The 16,508-nt window shown below is 74.1% G+C and carries 14 protein-coding genes; 5 read left to right on the forward strand and 9 right to left on the reverse strand.

What is annotated here, in order from left to right:
• Nucleotides 1-26: 26 nt before the first annotated feature.
• On the reverse strand, nucleotides 27-479 hold the full coding sequence (locus tag ACE1OA_RS31595; protein ID WP_432753758.1) for a hypothetical protein: 453 nt from the start codon (nucleotides 477-479) through the stop codon (nucleotides 27-29).
• Entirely contained in the window at nucleotides 476-1,507 is a 1,032-nt protein-coding gene (locus tag ACE1OA_RS31600) for a PLP-dependent aminotransferase family protein (protein ID WP_432753759.1), read from the reverse strand. The genes ACE1OA_RS31595 and ACE1OA_RS31600 overlap by 4 nt, the downstream gene beginning before the upstream one ends.
• A 104-nt stretch (nucleotides 1,508-1,611) precedes the next feature.
• Here ACE1OA_RS31600 and ACE1OA_RS31605 point away from each other — a divergent pair, with 104 nt between their 5' ends.
• Entirely contained in the window at nucleotides 1,612-1,812 is a 201-nt protein-coding gene (locus ACE1OA_RS31605; protein WP_432753760.1) for a hypothetical protein, read from the forward strand.
• On the opposite strand, the gene ACE1OA_RS31610 is transcribed toward ACE1OA_RS31605, so the two are convergent.
• Entirely contained in the window at nucleotides 1,797-3,260 is a 1,464-nt protein-coding gene (locus ACE1OA_RS31610) for a DUF6777 domain-containing protein (protein ID WP_432753761.1), read from the reverse strand. The genes ACE1OA_RS31605 and ACE1OA_RS31610 overlap by 16 nt on opposite strands.
• A gap of 93 nt (nucleotides 3,261-3,353) precedes the next feature.
• On the opposite strand from ACE1OA_RS31610, the gene ACE1OA_RS31615 reads away from it, so the two are divergent.
• Nucleotides 3,354-4,685, forward strand: coding sequence for a streptophobe family protein (locus ACE1OA_RS31615; protein WP_432753762.1), 1,332 nt, complete (start codon nucleotides 3,354-3,356; stop codon nucleotides 4,683-4,685).
• 76 nt (nucleotides 4,686-4,761) lie between these two features.
• On the opposite strand, the gene ACE1OA_RS31620 is transcribed toward ACE1OA_RS31615, so the two are convergent.
• The 3 genes from ACE1OA_RS31620 to ACE1OA_RS31630 form a co-directional block, all read right to left on the reverse strand.
• A complete protein-coding gene (locus ACE1OA_RS31620; RefSeq protein WP_356609306.1) occupies nucleotides 4,762-5,751 on the reverse strand; it encodes a serine/threonine-protein kinase in 990 nt (329 codons plus the stop codon).
• Nucleotides 5,751-6,437 carry a hypothetical protein gene (locus ACE1OA_RS31625; RefSeq protein WP_432753763.1) on the reverse strand — a complete coding sequence of 229 codons (687 nt, stop codon included), beginning with the start codon at nucleotides 6,435-6,437 and terminating at the stop codon, nucleotides 5,751-5,753. The genes ACE1OA_RS31620 and ACE1OA_RS31625 overlap by 1 nt, the downstream gene beginning before the upstream one ends.
• Before the next feature lie 61 nt (nucleotides 6,438-6,498).
• Nucleotides 6,499-8,931: an FHA domain-containing protein gene (locus tag ACE1OA_RS31630; protein WP_386545725.1), complete on the reverse strand. Its 2,433-nt coding sequence runs from the start codon at nucleotides 8,929-8,931 to the stop codon at nucleotides 6,499-6,501.
• A 90-nt stretch (nucleotides 8,932-9,021) separates the two neighbouring features.
• Here ACE1OA_RS31630 and ACE1OA_RS31635 point away from each other — a divergent pair, with 90 nt between their 5' ends.
• Nucleotides 9,022-9,783, forward strand: coding sequence for a TetR/AcrR family transcriptional regulator (locus tag ACE1OA_RS31635; protein ID WP_432753764.1), 762 nt, complete (start codon nucleotides 9,022-9,024; stop codon nucleotides 9,781-9,783).
• On the opposite strand, the gene ACE1OA_RS31640 is transcribed toward ACE1OA_RS31635, so the two are convergent.
• Nucleotides 9,747-10,553, reverse strand: a complete 807-nt coding sequence (locus ACE1OA_RS31640) for a class II aldolase/adducin family protein (RefSeq protein WP_432753765.1) — start codon at nucleotides 10,551-10,553, stop codon at nucleotides 9,747-9,749. The genes ACE1OA_RS31635 and ACE1OA_RS31640 overlap by 37 nt on opposite strands.
• A 252-nt stretch (nucleotides 10,554-10,805) precedes the next feature.
• Here ACE1OA_RS31640 and ACE1OA_RS31645 point away from each other — a divergent pair, with 252 nt between their 5' ends.
• Nucleotides 10,806-11,504 carry a ThuA domain-containing protein gene (locus ACE1OA_RS31645; protein WP_356609316.1) on the forward strand — a complete coding sequence of 233 codons (699 nt, stop codon included), beginning with the start codon at nucleotides 10,806-10,808 and terminating at the stop codon, nucleotides 11,502-11,504.
• 238 nt (nucleotides 11,505-11,742) lie between these two features.
• A complete protein-coding gene (locus tag ACE1OA_RS31650) occupies nucleotides 11,743-13,134 on the forward strand; it encodes an NADP-dependent succinic semialdehyde dehydrogenase (RefSeq protein WP_356609318.1) in 1,392 nt (463 codons plus the stop codon).
• Between the two features lie 151 nt (nucleotides 13,135-13,285).
• On the opposite strand, the gene ACE1OA_RS31655 is transcribed toward ACE1OA_RS31650, so the two are convergent.
• Together ACE1OA_RS31655 and ACE1OA_RS31660 are read right to left on the reverse strand one after the other, a co-directional pair.
• Nucleotides 13,286-14,299, reverse strand: coding sequence for a PHP domain-containing protein (locus ACE1OA_RS31655; RefSeq protein ID WP_356609319.1), 1,014 nt, complete (start codon nucleotides 14,297-14,299; stop codon nucleotides 13,286-13,288).
• 77 nt (nucleotides 14,300-14,376) lie between these two features.
• Nucleotides 14,377-16,467 carry a SpoIIE family protein phosphatase gene (locus ACE1OA_RS31660; RefSeq protein WP_356609321.1) on the reverse strand — a complete coding sequence of 697 codons (2,091 nt, stop codon included), beginning with the start codon at nucleotides 16,465-16,467 and terminating at the stop codon, nucleotides 14,377-14,379.
• Nucleotides 16,468-16,508: the final 41 nt, after the last annotated feature.

The raw sequence follows: 16,508 nt of genomic DNA on the forward strand, positions 1-16,508 counted from the left end.
GGATCGTGCCGCGAGCTCGGCCCCGCTCAGGCCACCCAGTCGGGCAGGCCGGGGTCCGGCATCCGGGCCCGGGCGCCCTCCAGGGCCGCTGCCAGGCGCTCGGCCGCCGTGTCGTACACCTCGGACGGCAGGGTGAAGGGAAGCCGCAACCGGTGCTCGTGGGTGCCCGGGTCCACGCCGAACCGGCCTCCGCCCTCCACCCGTACACCGTGCCGCAGGGCGCGCTCCGCGAGGCCGGAGGCGACCGGCCGGCCGAGGTCGACCCAGAGGCACAGGCCGCCCGCCGGCCGCGTCCACTCCCAGTCCGGCAGGTGGCGGGCCAGCGCCGTCTCCAGGGCTGCCCGCCGCTCCCGCAGCTGCGCCGCCCGCCGCGGCAGGAGGGTGTCCAGACGGTCCATGAGCGCGACCGCTACCAGCTGGTCGAGGACCGAACCCGACAGGTCCGCCGTGATCCGGATCCGGGCCAGCTCCGTGATCACCGGGAGGCGGCGCGCAGCCAGCCGACCCGCAGGCCGCCCCAGCAGCTCTTGCTCAGCGAGCCGACCCCGATGACCTGCTCGCCGGCCGCCGCCCCCGCCGTCGCGCCGAACGGCCGCGGCGCCGGCACGTCCAGGGCGATGTCGGTCAGCGTCTCGTCGACCACCAGCCAGGTGCCGGTCGCCCTCGCCGAGCGCGCCACCTCCCGGCGCTGCTCGTCGGGCATCAGCAGCCCGGTCGGGTTGTGGAAGTCCGGGATCAGGTAGGCCAGCCGGGGCGCCGTCTGCCGCAACGCCGCGTCGAGGAGCCCGCTGTCCCAGCCCGACCCGGTGACCGGGACGGGAGTGAGGCGCAGCCGCCGCCCGCGCATGGCGTCCAGGGCGTTGGGGTACGAGGGGTTCTCGGCCAGGGCCCGGTCGCCGGGCGCACCGAGCAGGGCCAGCGCCAGCGAGACGCCCTGCTGGGCGCCGGTCGTCACCAGGATCTGCTCCGGCCGGGTCGGCAGACCCCGGCGTGTGTAGCGGTCGGCGATCGCCGACCGCAGCTCCGGCAGACCGTACGGGTGGTAGCCCTGGGCGCGGGCGAGGCGCGGCAGTTCGGCCGAGGCCGTGGCGAGTGCCGCGGCCAGCTCGTCGGCCGGCGCCTCGGGCGCGGCGAGGGCGAGGTCCACGACGGACTCGGCGTCCGAGGCGAACGCGGCCGGTCCGAGCGGTGCCTGACCGTCCGGCAGCGCCGTCCAGGTGCCCGCGCCCCGGCGGCTGTGCGCGTACCCGCTCTCCCGCAGCAGGTCGTAGGCGCCGGTGACGGTCGTGCGGCTCACCGCGAGCGCCCCGGCCAGTTCCCGCTCGGCGGGCAGTCGCATGCGCGGGGAGACCCGGCCGTCGAGCAGTGCCCTGCGGACGGCCCGGGCGAGCTCCCGATAGCCGAACCGGCCGTCGGGCGGGGGAGTGAGCAGCGCGGCCAGCTGGCGGCCCGTCAACGTCCGGTCGGCCGTGGAGACCACAGTGCGGACCACTCGACTCTCTGCCATGCCAATCGCTCCTTATTGGCCCTGCTCCTCAGTCCAATAAGGCTACAGACTGCTGTCCAGTGGCCTGGTGGCCGTGGGGCGCGGGGCCGGGAAGGGGACAGGCGATGACGGGACACTTCACCGATCGGGACGAGAGGCTGTGGCAGCGGCGGGCCGAACTCCGGGTGGCGCGGCCGCTGCCGGTCGGGACCTGGATCCGTCGGCTGGCCACGGCCACGCGCCGCCACCGGGACGGCGGCGCCGCCCGGCGGCCGGGCGGCGCCGTCGTCCCGCGTGGGCGCGAGCCGGCTCAGAGCACCGGCTGAGGGTCCGGCGCGACCGCTCCGGATTCCGGGGCCCCGGCGTCCGGGGCTCCGGGGGAACCCGGCTGGGCCGGGTCCCCGGACAACGGGCTGCCGCCCGGGGCCGACTGGTCGGCCGTCGTGCCGTCCGTGGTCGAGCCCTCCGTCTGCGGCAGGGACTGCGGCGCGGGCGGGGAGCCGGAGTCGGGAGGCGGCGGGGAGTCCGGTGAGTCGGGCGACGCCGGCGAGACGGGCGCGAGGGGGGACTCGGGCGAAACGGGGGACAGCGGCGTCGACGGGGTCGAGGCGGAGTCCGACGGGCACGGGGTCGGGGTGATCCTGCCCTGGGGCTTCGGGGGCTCCGCGCCCGTGAAGCACGGTACCGGGGAGGTCGAGCCGGAATCCGACACCGAGGGCGACGGGGGTGCCGTCGGCGCGGTCGTGTGCTTGTCCTTGTTCCCCGTGTCGCCCGGCTCGCGGGCGAACCAGTCGCCCTCGGAGGGGTCGTAGACGACGAAGACGTTCACGACCGTGACGGACGGCGCCACGACGACGACCTGGGAGGCGTCGTAGCCGGGCCAGGCGGCGCCGGTGGTCTTCGGGGACTTCTGGGCGACGGGCGGCGTCAGCGGGTTGCCGCAGGCGCAGCGCACCCGGGGCACGCCGCGGTCGTCGACGAGGACCGCCGTGCCGGCCTGGAGCACCGACTGGTACGTGGTGGCCGCGCCGCTCCGGTAGCCGTGGTTGGTCACGCGGGTGTCGACGCGGAGCTGAAGCGGCGTCAGGGACCGTAGATAGCCGGGGACCTCGTTGGCGGAGATGCCGAGGACCGACGCGAAGGCGGCGTTCTTGGCGGGCTCGGCGGCCAGGAAGCGCACCTGTTGTTCGACGTCGCAGCTCGCCACGTTCTGCGTGCCGCCGTACAGGCCGGGCGCGGCGCCGGAGACGCTGCGGGTGGCGTTGGCGTCGGCCGACTTGGTGGGGCTGGGCAGCGGCACGGCGGACGGGGAGGCGTCGGGCGCGCGGGCGGTCGACGGGGTGAACGGATCGGGGCCGGTGGCGGCGGCGTTCTGCAGGAACACCTCAGCGCCGCCCCCCGAGGCGCTGCCGCCGCCGTTGCCGTCCGGCCGGGTCAGCACCACGATCAGGGCGATCGCCGCGACCAGTACGGCCGTGATCGAGGCGACCTTGGGAACGGAGCGCCACCAGGGGCCGCCACCGCCGGAGCCCGCGCCGCCGCCGGCCGGACCGCCACCGGTGCCGCTCGGCCCGCCGCCGGATCCGCCTCCGCCCGGGCCTCCGCCCGAGCCGCCGCCGGATCCGCCCGCGCCGCCGCCCGAGCCGCCGCGTGGCGGCCCGGAGGGAGGCGGTGGTCCGGCCGAACCCGGAGTGGTGCTCGGCCCCGAGAGGGGGCCGGAGGGCGGGCCTGAGGGGGGTACCGACGGGCGGCCGGACGGCGGGTGGGAAGTCACGTTTTTCCCTTTCTTCCGTTCCGTGCTCATTGTGTGCGCGGAACGGGTGCCGCCCGCAAGCGGACGGCACCCGCCGGCATTAGCGTGGGCAGCGTGAGCCGTCAGGTCCCCACCACGTCCCGCCCCCCGACCAGCGCGGGGCACGTCGCCCGTCAATGGGGCGAAGCCCTGGCCGCCGTACTGGCCGGCTTCGTCGCCATGGCCGTCGTCGCGGCCCTCGGCCTCTGGGCCGCCGGCGCCGCCGACCTCCCCAGCGGCTTCATCAACGTCGTCGCCGCGGTGGTCGTCATGGCCGCCGGCGGGCACGTCGAACTCTCCGGAGACGCGGGCGCACTCGCCGGGACGAACGCCGAGATCACCGCGATGCCCCTCACCGTCACCCTGGTGGGCGCACTCGTCGCCGGTTTCTGCTTCCTGCGCCCCCTGCGCCACCACGCCGTCGCCCACACCGGCGAACTCCTCGGCCGGGTCGTCGCCGTCGTCGTGCTCTGGCTGGCCGGGCTCGCCGCACTGTCGGCGCTGGCCGCCCACGACTTCCCCCTCACCCTCGGCGGCGGCGACGCGACGGGGGACCTGCCCGACATCTTCGGCGAGCTCCTCGACGCGGTGAACCCGACCGTCGGCTTCCGCACCGACCTCGGCCCCACCCTCCTCTTCGGCCTCCTGTGGATCCTCGGCGTCCTGCTCATCGCACTGCTCGTGTCCCGCCGGACCCCGCTCCCGCCGCGCCTCCTGCGCTACCAGGAGCCGGTCCGCCCCGTGGCCTCCGCGATGCTGCTGCTCGTCCTGACGTACGTGGTCATCGGACTCGGCACCGGCGTCGTCGTCGCGGCCACCCAGGGCCACGCGTCGGAGACCCTCGCCGTCCTGCTGCTCGGCCTGCCCAACGTCAGCTGGATCGCCCTCGGCGTCGGCATCGGCGGCTCCTGGGAGGGCCGGGTCGACGGCCCGTTCGGGCTGCCCATGCCACCCATCCTCGACGCGGTGCTGCGCGGCCCGGACACCTCACAGCTGTCCACGGTGGACCTCTCCTCGCTCGCCTCGTACGACTCGCGGGCCTGGTGGCTCCTCCCGGTCGCCGCCGTCCTGGTGCTCGTCGCGGCCTTCGTCGCCGCCGTCCGCGCCCCGGCCCGCTTCCGGCTCTGGCAGCACGCCGTGCACTTCGCGATCGCGTTCGCCCTGACCATGCTGGTCGTCATGCCGGTCACCCTCGTCGAGGCACGCTTCGGCCTCTCCATCCTCGGCATCGGCGACCTCGACTCCCTCGGCGGCGAGGTCGTCCTGCGCCCGCACGTCTGGAGGACGGCCGGTCTGGCCCTGCTGTGGGGTGCCGTCGCCGGCTTCCTCGGTGCCCTGCTCGCCACCGGCGCCCACCGCGGCGAAGTGGACGCCGATGCGGACCGCCCCGCGGACCGCACGTCCTGACGTCCCTCGGCGGCCGGCGGGGCCCGGGCCGATGGCCGGGACGGCCCGCGCAGACGCCACCAATGGCGGTGACCCCCTACGGCTCCTCCCGGAACACCGGCAGCGCCCACTTCGGCGGCGCGGGCGGGGGGCTCGGGGGGCGGGGCCCCGAGGTGTCCGAGGGGGCCGGGCCGGGGGCGCCGTGCTCCAGCGCCGCGCGCAGCTCCATGACGAACTCCACGCACGTGTCGTACCGCTCCTCCGGGACCTTCGCCAGCGCCTTCCCCAGCACCGTGTCGACCGCCTCCGGCAGGCCCGGGCGCTCCGCCGACACGGGTGGCGGCGGGTCGTACTGGTGCGCCCAGAGCAGCGCCATGTCGTCGTCCCGGCGGAACGGGGGCGACCCCGTCAGCGTCTCGAAGACCACGCAGCCCAGGCTGTACACGTCGCACCGGCCGTCCACCGGCTTGCCGGAGATCTGCTCCGGGGCCACGTAGTCCAGCGTGCCGACGAACTGGCCCACCGTCGTCAGACCGGTCAGCGACAGGGACTTCTTCGTCAGACCGAAGTCCGTGAGGTACACGTGTTCCGGATGATCCCGGTCCGTTCCCTCCGCGACCAGGATGTTGCCCGGCTTCACGTCCCGGTGGACCAGGTCGTGGGCGTGCGCCGCGTCCAGCGCGGACGCCACCTGGGCGGCGATCCGGCCCGCCGTCGCCGGCGGCAGCGGGCCCTCGCGGTCCAGCAGCGCCCGCAGGTCCTGCCCGGCGACGTACCGCATCGCGATGTACAGCACGCCCTCCGTCTCGCCGGCCTCGAAGACGGGGACGATGTGCGGATGGTCGATCGCCGCGGCCACCCGCGACTCGTGCGCGAAACGCTTGCGGAAGGTGTCGTTGCGGGCGAGTTCGGGCGCCAGCAGCTTCAGCGCGACCGTGCGGTCCAGCCGCAGGTCCCGCGCCCGGTACACGACCGCCATTCCGCCCCGTCCGATCTCGCCCTGGACGAGGTAGCCCGCGATCTGCTTGCCCACCAGCCCCGACTCCCGGCCGGCCGGCAGATCCGCGCCCCGGGTGGCCCCGGCCATCAGCGCTCACCCGGCAGGTTCCCGGGGTCCACGATCCGGGTGGGCGGCGGGCCCGCCGGATCGCTCCGCGGCTGGTCGCCCTCCTCGTCGAACCGCTCCACCACCTGCGTGGGCTCGTGCCCGGCCGCGGCCGCACCCGCGGCCGCCTCGGCCGGTACGGCGGCCGCCGCCGACGGGGCGACCGACGCCGCGTACGTGGTCAGCCCCGTCCCGTCGCAGAACACCCAGCGTTCGTGCTCGGCGTCGTACAGCCACACCGCCTCGCCGTCCACGACCATCCCGATCCGCAGCCCACGGGTGCGCCGCCGGAAGGCGTCGCCGTCCGTGCGCCCCGCCGCCAGCTCCTCCGCCGCGCGCCGGTAGCGGCCCAGGGACTCCTCGGCCCGGGCGATCAGCTGCCGGGGGTCCGCGGTCCGGGCGAGCGGCTTGCGGGCCTCGGGCGGATCGACGGGCACCGCGACCAGCAGCCGCGCGTCGACCCACGCCGACCAGCCGTTGGAGCACAGGATCCGTCCCCAGTCGCCGACCCGTTCCATGAGCTGCACCGGCAGGAAGGCGTCGAGGGGTTCGGTGGGCAGACCGGGATCCGGGGCCTCCCACGCGGGCAGCCCGTCGCGCGGCACGACGTGCGTCGGCCGGAAGTCGGGGACGTATTCGGGGACGGGGGGTGTGACGGGGAAAGCCATGGACCGCCTGCCTTCGCTGTGCGGGACGTACGACGGCCTCGGACGGGCCGCGGGATCCGGGCTACTTCCGCATGATCACCGGCTCGTGTCGGCGCAGCAGCCGCGCGACCACGAATCCGAGCACCAGACAGAGGACGACCAGCATCCCCATGTCGAACAACCAGGCCTCCAGGGTGTGGTGCATCAGTGGATCGGTCGTCTTCTCGCTCGGCGCGATCTCGCCGATGTCGATGGTCGCCCCCATCGCCGCGAACGCCCATCGCGACGGCACCAGCCAGGCGAGCTGCTCCAGGACGGGCGCCCCGCGCACGGTGAGCAGCGCGCCGCAGAAGACCACCTGGACGATGGCGAGGAGGACCAGCAGGGGCATGGTCACCTCCTCCTTGCGCACCAGCGCCGAGACGAACAGCCCCAGCATCATCGCCGTGAAGGCGAGCAGGGCGACCGCGAGGGTGAGCTCCACCAGCGGTGGGAAGAGCACGCCCTTGCCGTCCGGCACGTTCAGCGGCACACCGATCAGGGCGACCAGGGTCAGCACCACCGCCTGCACGACGGTGATCGTCCCCAGGACGACGATCTTGGACATCAGATACGCGGAACGCGACAGGCCGACGGCTCTCTCGCGCCGGTAGATCGTGCGCTCCTTGACCAGCTCGCGTACCGCGTTTGCCGCACCCGTCAGCACACCGCCGACGCACAGGATGAGCAGCACGTTCAGCGTCGACTCGGGATTGAGGCTGCCCTCCGACAACGCGCGGGCCATCGCACCCATGACGAACGGCAGGGCGACCATGATGATCAGGAAGGTCCGGTCGGCGGCCAGCGCGGCCGCGTACCGCCTGACGAGCGTACGGAGCTGGGAACCCCAGCTCTGCGCCTTCGGCGGCGGCCCCGGTTCCGGCACCGCGGCCGGACCCGACGGGGGCAGACCCGGCCGGTCCATGGCGTCCGCGACGTACTGCCGGTGGAAGCGGGAGGCACGGTACTGTCCCGCCCAGTCCCGGTCGCGCTCGTTCTCGAAGGCCTCGAAGGCCTCCGGCCACTCGTCGAAGCCGAAGAACCCCAGCGCCTCGTCCGGCGGTCCGTAGTAGGCGATCCGGCCACCGGGCGCGAGCACCAGCAGGCGGTCGCAGACGTCCAGGCTCAGCACGCTGTGCGTGACGACGATGACGGTACGACCGTCGTCGGCCAGCCCCCGGAGCATGTGCATCACCGAGCGGTCCATGCCCGGGTCGAGGCCGGACGTCGGCTCGTCGAGGAAGAGGAGCGAGGGCTTGGTGAGCAGTTCCAGGGCCACGCTGACCCGCTTGCGCTGCCCGCCCGAGAGGCTGTGGATGGGCTGGTCGACCCGTTCGCCCAGGCCGAGCTCACGGATCACCTCGTCGACCCGGGCCCGGCGTTCGGTCGCCGCGGTGTCCTCCGGGAAGCGCAGTTCGGCCGCGTACCCGAGCGCCCTCCGTACGGTGAGCTGGAGGTGCAGGATGTCGTCCTGCGGTACGAGCCCGATGCGCTGTCGCAGTTCGGCGTAGTCCTGGTAGAGGTCACGGCCGTCGTACAGGACCGTGCCGCGGTCGGCGGGCCGCTGCCCGGTGAGCGCGCCGAGCAGGGTGGACTTGCCGGCGCCGGAGGGCCCGACGACGGCGAGCAGGCACTTCTGCCCGACCGGGAAGGAGACGTCCTCCATCAGCGTCTTCTTCCCGTGGTCCACGGTGACGGCGAGATCCTGCACGTCGAGGGAGACCTCGCCGGTGTCCGTGAACTCGACGAGCTTGTCCCCGAGCAGGCAGAACGCCGAGTGCCCGATGCCGACGATGTCGTCCGGGGTCACCCGGGAGCGTTCGACGCGCCGGCCGTTGAGGTAGGTGCCGTTGTGGCTGCCGAGGTCGTGGATCCAGTACGTCCCGTCGGCCTGTGCCAGCAGCTCGGCGTGCCGCCGCGAGACCACGAGGTCGTCCACGACCAGGTCGTTGTCCGGCGCGCGCCCGATGCGCACGGTCCGGGTGGGCAGCGGCCGTACGGAGGTGGGCTGCCGGAAGGTCCCCGTGGCACCCGGGTGCGACACCGACGACGGCCGGGGCGGTGTACGCGGCGGCGCGGGCGCCGGCGGCGCCGGGACCGGCATCGGCGGGGGCGCGGGCGCGGGCTTGGGGGGATCGGGCTCCCGCGGCGGCGCCGTACGTGAGAGGACGGCGCACGGGCCGTCCCAGGGGTGCCCGAACCGGATGATCGAACCCGGACCCACCGCGTAGTCCTCCCGGACCCGCTGGCTGTCCGCGTACGTGCCGTTCGTACTGTGTTCGTCCTCCAGCGCCCAATGGTCGCCCTCGACGTGCAGCACCGCGTGGTGCCAGGACGTCCGGGCGTCGGCGAGCACGATGTCACTGGTGGGGTCGCGCCCGATGCGATAGACGTGACCCGGGCTCATGAGGGTCGCGTCCCCGTCGATCTCGAGGACCAATTCGGGCGCGGCAGGCGCGAAAGGCCGCTCTCCCATGCGTGAATTTTATCTTCCGGCACCGATCCGTGCCTGCGAGAGCCGCCGGTATCGTGGGGCGCCCGACCCCGGACGAAGGAGGGAGACCCCGTGCCGAGAGGTGTCACCAGGCGCCGGCCCCGCACCCGCGCGGCCCTGCTCAAGGCCGCGCTGGAGATCTTCGCCGAGCACGGATTCCACGCGTCCTCGATCGAGCAGATCTGCGAACGGGCGGGTTACACCCGGGGTGCCTACTACTCGAACTTCGCCAGCAAGGAAGAACTCTTCCTCGCCCTCTTCGACGAGCACAGCGAGCGGACCGTGCGCCGGCTCGCCGAGGCGGTCGACTCGCTGACCGCGGAGGAGTACACCCTGGACCGGCTCGCGGAGCTGGCTTCGCGCGTCGAGCCCGACGAGCGGGACTGGTACCTCGTGACCACCGAGTTCACCCTGCACGCGATCCGGGACCCGCAGGCGGCCTGGGTGCTGGCCCGCCACGACGCGCGACTGCGAGCCGAGATCGCCCGCGGGCTGACGACCGTGCTGCGCAGGGCGGGGCGCGAACTGACCGTGGACGCGGACCGGTTCGCCCGGCTGATGATCGCCCTGCGGGAGGGCGGCCTCGCCCAGAGCTACGTCGAACCGGAGGAGCTGCCCCCGGGAGCGCTCGAACGGGACTTCCTCGCGGGGCTCCTGGAGGCGTCGACCCGCCCGGTCGGCGCGGAGCGGGGCGCGCGGAGCGGCGCCGAGGGGGAACCTGCCCGCGACCGGCCGGACCGGACCGGCCGGCCCGTGAACGGCCGAGCCGGGCGGGGAGCAGCCGGACGAGCCCGGGATCAGTCGAACAGATCCGGGTCGGACGCCGTGATCTGATCCCACAGGGGCCGCGCCTGGAACCAGCCGGCCAGGTGGGTGCCGACCTGCCCGCGGGTGATCAGCGCCGTCTCGCGGTCGATGAGCTGCGGCGTGCCGGCGGCCATGGCCAGGAGCTGGGCCTGGCAGGACCGCTCCATCGTGATGAACCACCACACGGCCTCGGCGACCGAGTGCCCGACGGTGAGCAGCCCGTGGTTCTTGAGGATGACCGCCTTGTGGCCGCCGAGCGCCTTCGCCACCCGCTCGCCCTCCTCCAGCTCGTTGACCACACCCCGGTAGTCGTCGTAGATCCCGTGGTCCTCGAAGAACGCGCAGGCGTCCTGGGTGATCGGGTCGAGCGGAACGCCGAGGCTGGAGAAGGCCTTGCCGTGGAGCGAGTGGGAGTGCGCGGCGGCGACCGCGTCGGGGCGGGCCGCGTGGACCTGCGAGTGGATGACGAACGCGGCACGGTTCACGGGGCGGTCGCCGGAGAGCAGCGTGCCCTCGTGGTCGACCAGGATCAGGTCGGACGCCTTGATCTGACCGAAGCTCATCCCGAACGGGTTGACCCAGAAGGCGTCCGGGTTCTCCGGGTCGCGGACCGTGATGTGCCCGGCGACCCCCTCCGAGAACCCGAGGCGGCCGAACAGCCGGAAGCCGGCGGCCAGTTGTTCCTTGCGGTACTGCCGCTCCTCCTCGACGGTGTCGAAGACCGGCGGCAGCGGAAGCGTGACCCCCTCGGGCATCGGGCCCACGGCGGCGGCGAGTGCGGACGGCAGGGTGCTCATGCGGGCTCCTCGGAGGGTGGGATGCGTGCGTGGGGGCACGGGAGTGTCGCGGCGCGCCAAAAGATACAGAGATGTATCCGATACGACAATGGATCCTCACGCATTCCGGGAGGCGTCCCGACCGGGGGCGCGGTGGGCGGTCGGGGTCGCCCGGCCGCTGCGGCGCGGGCCGCGGGAGGACGGCGCTTGCGGCGCGGGGATCCCGGCGGCTACGGTCCCCGGAGAAAGCGCTTACTGACTGGAGTGCGACCCGTGCCCACCGTGCCCGCCGGACCCGCCTGGGACGTCCTGGTCTACACCCGCACCACCGGCTACCGCCACGACTCGATCCCGGCCGGCGCGACCGCCCTCACCGAGTTGGCGAAGTCCGCGGGATTCGCGGCCCGGGTCTCGGAGGATCCGGCGGACTTCACGCCCGAACGGCTCCGCCGGTGCGCGGCCGTCGTCCTCCTGTCCACCACCGGCACGGTGCTGACTGACGAAGGCCGTACGGCCTTCGAGGCGTACGTGCGACGGGGCGGCGGACTCCTCGCGGTCCACGCGGCGGCCAACGCGGAGCCGGACTGGCCCTTCTACGGCCGGCTCCTCGGCACCCGCTTCGACGGCCATCCGGAGATCCAGCCGGGCGTGGTGTGCGTGGCGGACGGCGACCACCCGGCGACGGCCGGCCTGCCGGACCGCTGGGCGTGGACCGACGAGTGGTACAACTTCACCGCCAACCCCCGGGGGAGCGGCGTGCGGGTGCTGGCGACGGCCGACGAGTCGAGCTACCGCGGCGGCACCCTCGGAGCGGACCACCCCCTGGTCTGGTGCCGGGAGGAGGGACGGGGCCGCGTCCTGTTCACGGCGCTCGGGCACGCCCCTGAGGCGTACGGGGACCCCGTCTTCCGCGCACACCTCGCCGGCGCGCTGCTCTGGGTCACCGACGGCGGACCCGCGCGACGGCCCTGACCGGAACGCCGCCGCCCGGTCCCTCCCGCTCCGGTCGCCTGCGCGACGGCCCTGCCCGGAAGCGGCTGGAGAAGCCCGGACCGCCGACACGTTTCGGACCGCGCGACCTCTGGAAGACGCACCCCCGGGGTGCACGGGCCGGCCGCGGCCGCGTCACCCCCGTGCACCGCCTCCGATTGCGGCGGGGGCCGGGGCGCGGGAGGGTTCCGTTGGAGTGGACGTCAGGAGGAGACGAGACATGGGCATCGCCACCGTGAATCCCGCGACGGGCGAGACACTGCGCACCTACGACGCCCACGGGCCCGAGGAGGTCGAGCGGCGCATCGCCGCCGCCCACGAGACCTTCCGCGTCTACCGCACGACGACCTTCGCCGAACGCGCCCGTCTCATGCGCCGCGCCGCCGACCTCCTCGACGAGGACACCGACGACATCGCCCGCACGATGACCATCGAGATGGGCAAGCCGATCACCGCGGCCCGCGCCGAGGCCGCCAAGTGCGCCAAGGCGATGCGCTGGTACGCGGAGAACGCCGCGTGGCTGCTGGCCGACGAGCACCCCGCGGAGTCCGACGTACGGGACACCGGAGCCGACGCGGCCCGGGTCCACTACCGGCCCCTCGGCACCGTCCTCGCCGTCATGCCCTGGAACTTCCCGCTCTGGCAGGTCGTCCGCTTCGCGGCGCCCGCGCTGATGGCGGGCAACACCGGGCTGCTCAAGCACGCCTCCAACGTCCCCCGGACCGCCCTCTACCTCGGGGACCTCTTCCGCCGCGCCGGCTTCCCCGAGGGCTGCTTCCAGACCCTCCTGATCGGCTCGGGCGCCGTCGAGGCCGTGCTGCGCGACCGGCGGATCGCCGCCGCGACGCTGACCGGCAGCGAACCGGCGGGGCGCTCGGTCGCGGCCATCGCGGGCGACGAGGTCAAGAAGACCGTCCTGGAACTCGGTGGCAGCGACCCGTACATCGTGATGCCCTCCGCCGACCTGACGCGCGCCGTCAAGACCGCCGTCACCGCGCGCGTGCAGAACAACGGCCAGTCCTGCATCGCCGCGAAGCGCTTCATCGTGCACCGGGACGTGTTCGAGCACTTCGCCGAACGGTTCACCGCCGCCATGAGCGCGCTCACCGTCGGCGACCCGCTGGAGGAGTCGACCGACGTCGGCCCGCTCGCCACCGAGCAGGGCCGCACCGATCTGGAGGAACTCGTCGACGACGCCGTGGCCAAGGGCGCCACGGTCCTGTGCGGCGGGGCCCGCCCCGAGGACCGCAAGCGCGGCTGGTTCTACGAGCCCACGGTGCTCACCGGCATCACGCCCGAGATGCGCATCCACCAGGAGGAGACCTTCGGTCCGGTCGCCACGCTCTACCCCGTGACCGACATCGAGGAGGCCGTCGCCGTCGCCAACGACTCGCCCTTCGGCCTCAGTTCGAACGTCTGGACGCGGGACGACGAGGACGTCGCCTTCTTCGTCCGCGACCTGGAGGCCGGCGGGGTCTTCGTCAACGGCATGACCGCCTCGCACCCCGCCCTCCCGTTCGGTGGAGTGAAGCGCTCTGGCTACGGCCGCGAGCTGTCCGGTCACGGCATCCGCGAGTTCTGCAACGCGACGACCGTCTGGCAGCGCGCCTGAGGGGTGTCCGGCCGGAGGTCCCCGACGACGGGGGATGTCCGGCCGGAAGCCCTCGACGACCGACAGGGTGTCCGGCACCGGATGCCCGGGTCGGGCCCCGGGCATCCGGCACCGGCCGCCCCCGGTGACTCCCCGGGCGTCCGCGCGCCGGTCACTCTCCCCGCGTCCAGGCCAGCAGCCGCTCCGCCGGCCAGGTGTTGATCACCCGCTCGGGCGGCACCCCGCACTCCTCCGCCCGCGCGCACCCGAAGATCTGCCACTCCAGCTGCCCCGGCGCGTGCGCGTCCGTGTCGACGGCGAACCAGACGCCCGCCTCCACCGCCTGGCGCAGCAGCCGCCGCGGCGGATCCAGCCGCTCAGGACGGCTGTTGATCTCGACCGCCGTCCCCGACTCCGCGCACGCGGCGAAGACCCGCGCCGCGTCGAACTCCGACTCGGGCCGCAGCCGCCCGCCGCTGACCAGGCGTCCGGTGCAGTGCCCCAGGACGTCCAGCAGCGGATTGCGCACGGCCTCCACCATGCGCCGGGTCATCGCGGGAGCGTCCATCCGCAGCTTGGAGTGGACCGAACCCACGACCAGGTCCAGGCGTTCCAGCAGCTCCGGTTCCTGGTCCAGCGACCCGTCGTCCAGGATGTCGCACTCGATGCCCGTGAGCAGCCGGAACGGCGCCCACTCCTCGTTCAGCCGCTCCACCACGTCCAATTGCTCGCGCAGCCGCTCCGGGGACAGCCCGCGGGCCACCGTCAGACGCGGCGAGTGGTCGGTGAGGACGGCCCACTCGTGCCCGATGCGGGCCGCGGTGCGGCCCATGTCCTCGATGGTGCTGCCGCCGTCCGACCAGTCGGAGTGCAGATGGCAGTCGCCGCGCAGCAGCGCCCGCAGCGTCTCGCCGCCGTCGGCCTCCGGGACCGGGATCTCCTCCTCCAGCCGCGCGAGGTAGGCGGGCACCTCCCCGGCCAGGGCCTCCCGCACCACCGCCGCCGTCTTCGGTCCGAGGCCCTTGACCGACTCCAGCGTCCCCGCGGCGGCGCGCCGGGCCGCCTCGCCGTCCTCCATCGCCGCGACGACCGCGGACGCCGTACGGAAGGCCCGTACCCGGTACGTGGGGGCCTGGGAGCGTTCCAGCAGGAAGGCGATCCGGTCCAACGCGGCCACGGGATCCATCGCACGACACCTCTCGTCTCCCGCCGCCGGCCCGCCCCGTCCGGACCCGCGTCCGGGGCGGGGCCCGCGGCCCGTGATCAGCCCCCGGACTTCCCCGGCACCGCCGACGCCGGCGTCTGGACCGGGCCGATCTCGCACCACACCGCCTTGCCCTCGCCCCGGGGCTCCACACCCCACCGCGAGGCCAGCGCGTCGAGCAGCAGCAGGCCACGCCCCGAGGTCGCCGCCTCGCCCGGTGTCCGCCTGCGGGGCCACGCGCTGGAACGGTCCTGCACGGAGAGTCGCACCCGCCGCACCGGCTCCGGCAGCACCTCCAGGGTCAGTACCGCGCCGCCCTCCGTGTGCAGCAGCACGTTCACCAGCAGCTCACCCGTCAACAGCTCGGCGTCGTCCGCCAGTTCGTCCATGCTCCAGTCGCGCAGCGCCTGTCCCACCGCCGCCCGCGCGTCCGAGAGCCCCTGCGGGTCGGCCTGGTGGATGTACTGGTGGATGCGCGGCGCCCGCGGAGTGCCCGGGTCCGGGCTGCGGCGCAGGACGAGCAGGGCCACGTCGTCCCCGGCCCCCCAGCGTTCCCAGAGCTGTTCCGAGAGGTGGTCGGCCAGCGCCTCCGCCTGCGGCGGTCCGCTGCTCATCGCGCCGGCCAGCACCGCCAGACCCGACTCGATGTCCGTACCGGGCTGCTCGACCAGGCCGTCCGTGTAGAGCACCAGCGTCTCCCCGGGCACCAGGTCGAGCCGGGTCTCCGGGAACTCCTCGTCCCCGAACACCGTCGCCAGGCCGAGCGGCAGTCCGCCCCGCAGCTTGGGCCGCCCGACGCGGCCGTCCGTGTGCCGGATCAGCGGCCCCAGATGCCCGGCCCGCACCGCGCGCACCGTGCCCCCGCCCAGGTCGACCTGGGCGTAGGTGCAGGTGGCGAAGCGGTTCGTGTCGAGTTCGGCGAGGAAGCGGGACGCCCGGGCGAGCACCGTGGACGGGGCGTGGCCCTCGCCCGCGTAGGCCCGCAGCGCGATCCGCAGCTGCCCCATGATGGCCGCGGCGTGGGTGTCGTGGCCCTGGACGTCGCCCACCACGATCCCCACCCGGCCGCGGGGCAGCGGGATCACGTCGTACCAGTCGCCGCCGACCTGACGACCGCTCCAGGCCGCGTGGTACCGGACCGCGATCTCGCCCCCGGTGATCTCCGGGATCCGGCGGGGCAGCATGGTCTCCTGCAGTCCGGTGGCCAGCTCCCGCTCCTCGTCGAAGAGAATGGCGCGCTGCAGCGACTGGGCGACGATCGCGGCCAGCCCGAGGGCGAGGTTGCGCTCGTCGGCGCTGAAGGCCGTACGGCCCCGGTAGAACAGCGCCATCCCGCCGAGCGAGCGGGCCTGGGCGACCAGCGGCAGGTAGCAGGCGGCCTTGAACTTCAGCCGGGGGAGGTACGGGGCGAGTTCGGGGAAGTCCCGGCCCAGCGACGGGAACGAGGAGACGAAGCGGGGCCGCCCGCTCAGCACCGCCTCGGCCAGCGGCAGGCCGCCGTCGAGCCGCCGGGTGCGGAAGTCGTTCAGGGCGTCCAGCGACTCGCCGCTGAGCGCGATGACGTTGAGCGACCCGTTCTCGACCAGCCCGAGCGCGAGGCCGTCCGCGCCCAGCCGCGCGAGCCCCCCGGGTCCGGTCAGGGCGGCCGTCACGTCGTCGACGGTCACCGCACGCGACAGCGCGTGCGTGGTCCGTTCGACGATGCTCGTCTGGACCTCGCGGCGCTTCTCCAGGTCGAGCACGAACTCCGAGTGGGCGACCTCGGCGGAGGCGTCCCGGACGATCCCGACGATCCGCTGGGCCATGCCGTCCGGCGCCCGCAGAATACGTGCCTGCACATGCGTCCACTGGGGTGTTCCGTCGTCCTGCCCGATGCGGAACTGCGCCGTGTACGAGGTCTGACCGCTGATGATGGCATGCCGGATCACGGCCTCGAGCCGCAATCGCTCCTCCGGGTCGAGGCCGCGGACGAGCGTGGCGGGCCGGCCGTCGAACCCGTCCGGGTCCACCCCGAACACCAGCAGCCCGGCCTCGTCGACATCGATGGTGCGCGTGTCGAGGTCCCAGTCGAAGCTGCCGGTGCGATTCATGGCGAGCCGCTCTGTGGGGCCGATCTCGCCACTGTGCGTGCGCCGGTCGTCGTCGGTCATCTCGTCCATTGTCGAACCCGTACCCCTCCGACGCCATGGCG

Origin of the sequence: Streptomyces sp. JL2001, from assembly GCF_050917515.1 — a bacterium.
In the GTDB taxonomy this organism is placed as follows: Bacteria; Actinomycetota; Actinomycetes; order Streptomycetales; family Streptomycetaceae; genus Streptomyces.

Bases quoted from the DNA above. Each gene is read 5' to 3' on its own strand.
- ACE1OA_RS31620 (WP_356609306.1), bottom strand. From the start codon at position 5,751: ATGGCCGGGGCCACCCGGGGCGCGGATCTGCCGGCCGGCCGGGAGTCG.
- ACE1OA_RS31660 (WP_356609321.1), bottom strand. From the start codon at position 16,467: ATGACCGACGACGACCGGCGCACGCACAGTGGCGAGATCGGCCCCACA.
- ACE1OA_RS31630 (WP_386545725.1), bottom strand. From the start codon at position 8,931: ATGGGAGAGCGGCCTTTCGCGCCTGCCGCGCCCGAATTGGTCCTCGAG.
- ACE1OA_RS31655 (WP_356609319.1), bottom strand. From the start codon at position 14,299: ATGGATCCCGTGGCCGCGTTGGACCGGATCGCCTTCCTGCTGGAACGC.
- ACE1OA_RS31600 (WP_432753759.1), bottom strand. From the start codon at position 1,507: ATGGCAGAGAGTCGAGTGGTCCGCACTGTGGTCTCCACGGCCGACCGG.
- ACE1OA_RS31640 (WP_432753765.1), bottom strand. From the start codon at position 10,553: ATGAGCACCCTGCCGTCCGCACTCGCCGCCGCCGTGGGCCCGATGCCC.
- ACE1OA_RS31605 (WP_432753760.1), top strand. From the start codon at position 1,612: ATGACGGGACACTTCACCGATCGGGACGAGAGGCTGTGGCAGCGGCGG.
- ACE1OA_RS31650 (WP_356609318.1), top strand. From the start codon at position 11,743: ATGGGCATCGCCACCGTGAATCCCGCGACGGGCGAGACACTGCGCACC.
- ACE1OA_RS31625 (WP_432753763.1), bottom strand. From the start codon at position 6,437: ATGGCTTTCCCCGTCACACCCCCCGTCCCCGAATACGTCCCCGACTTC.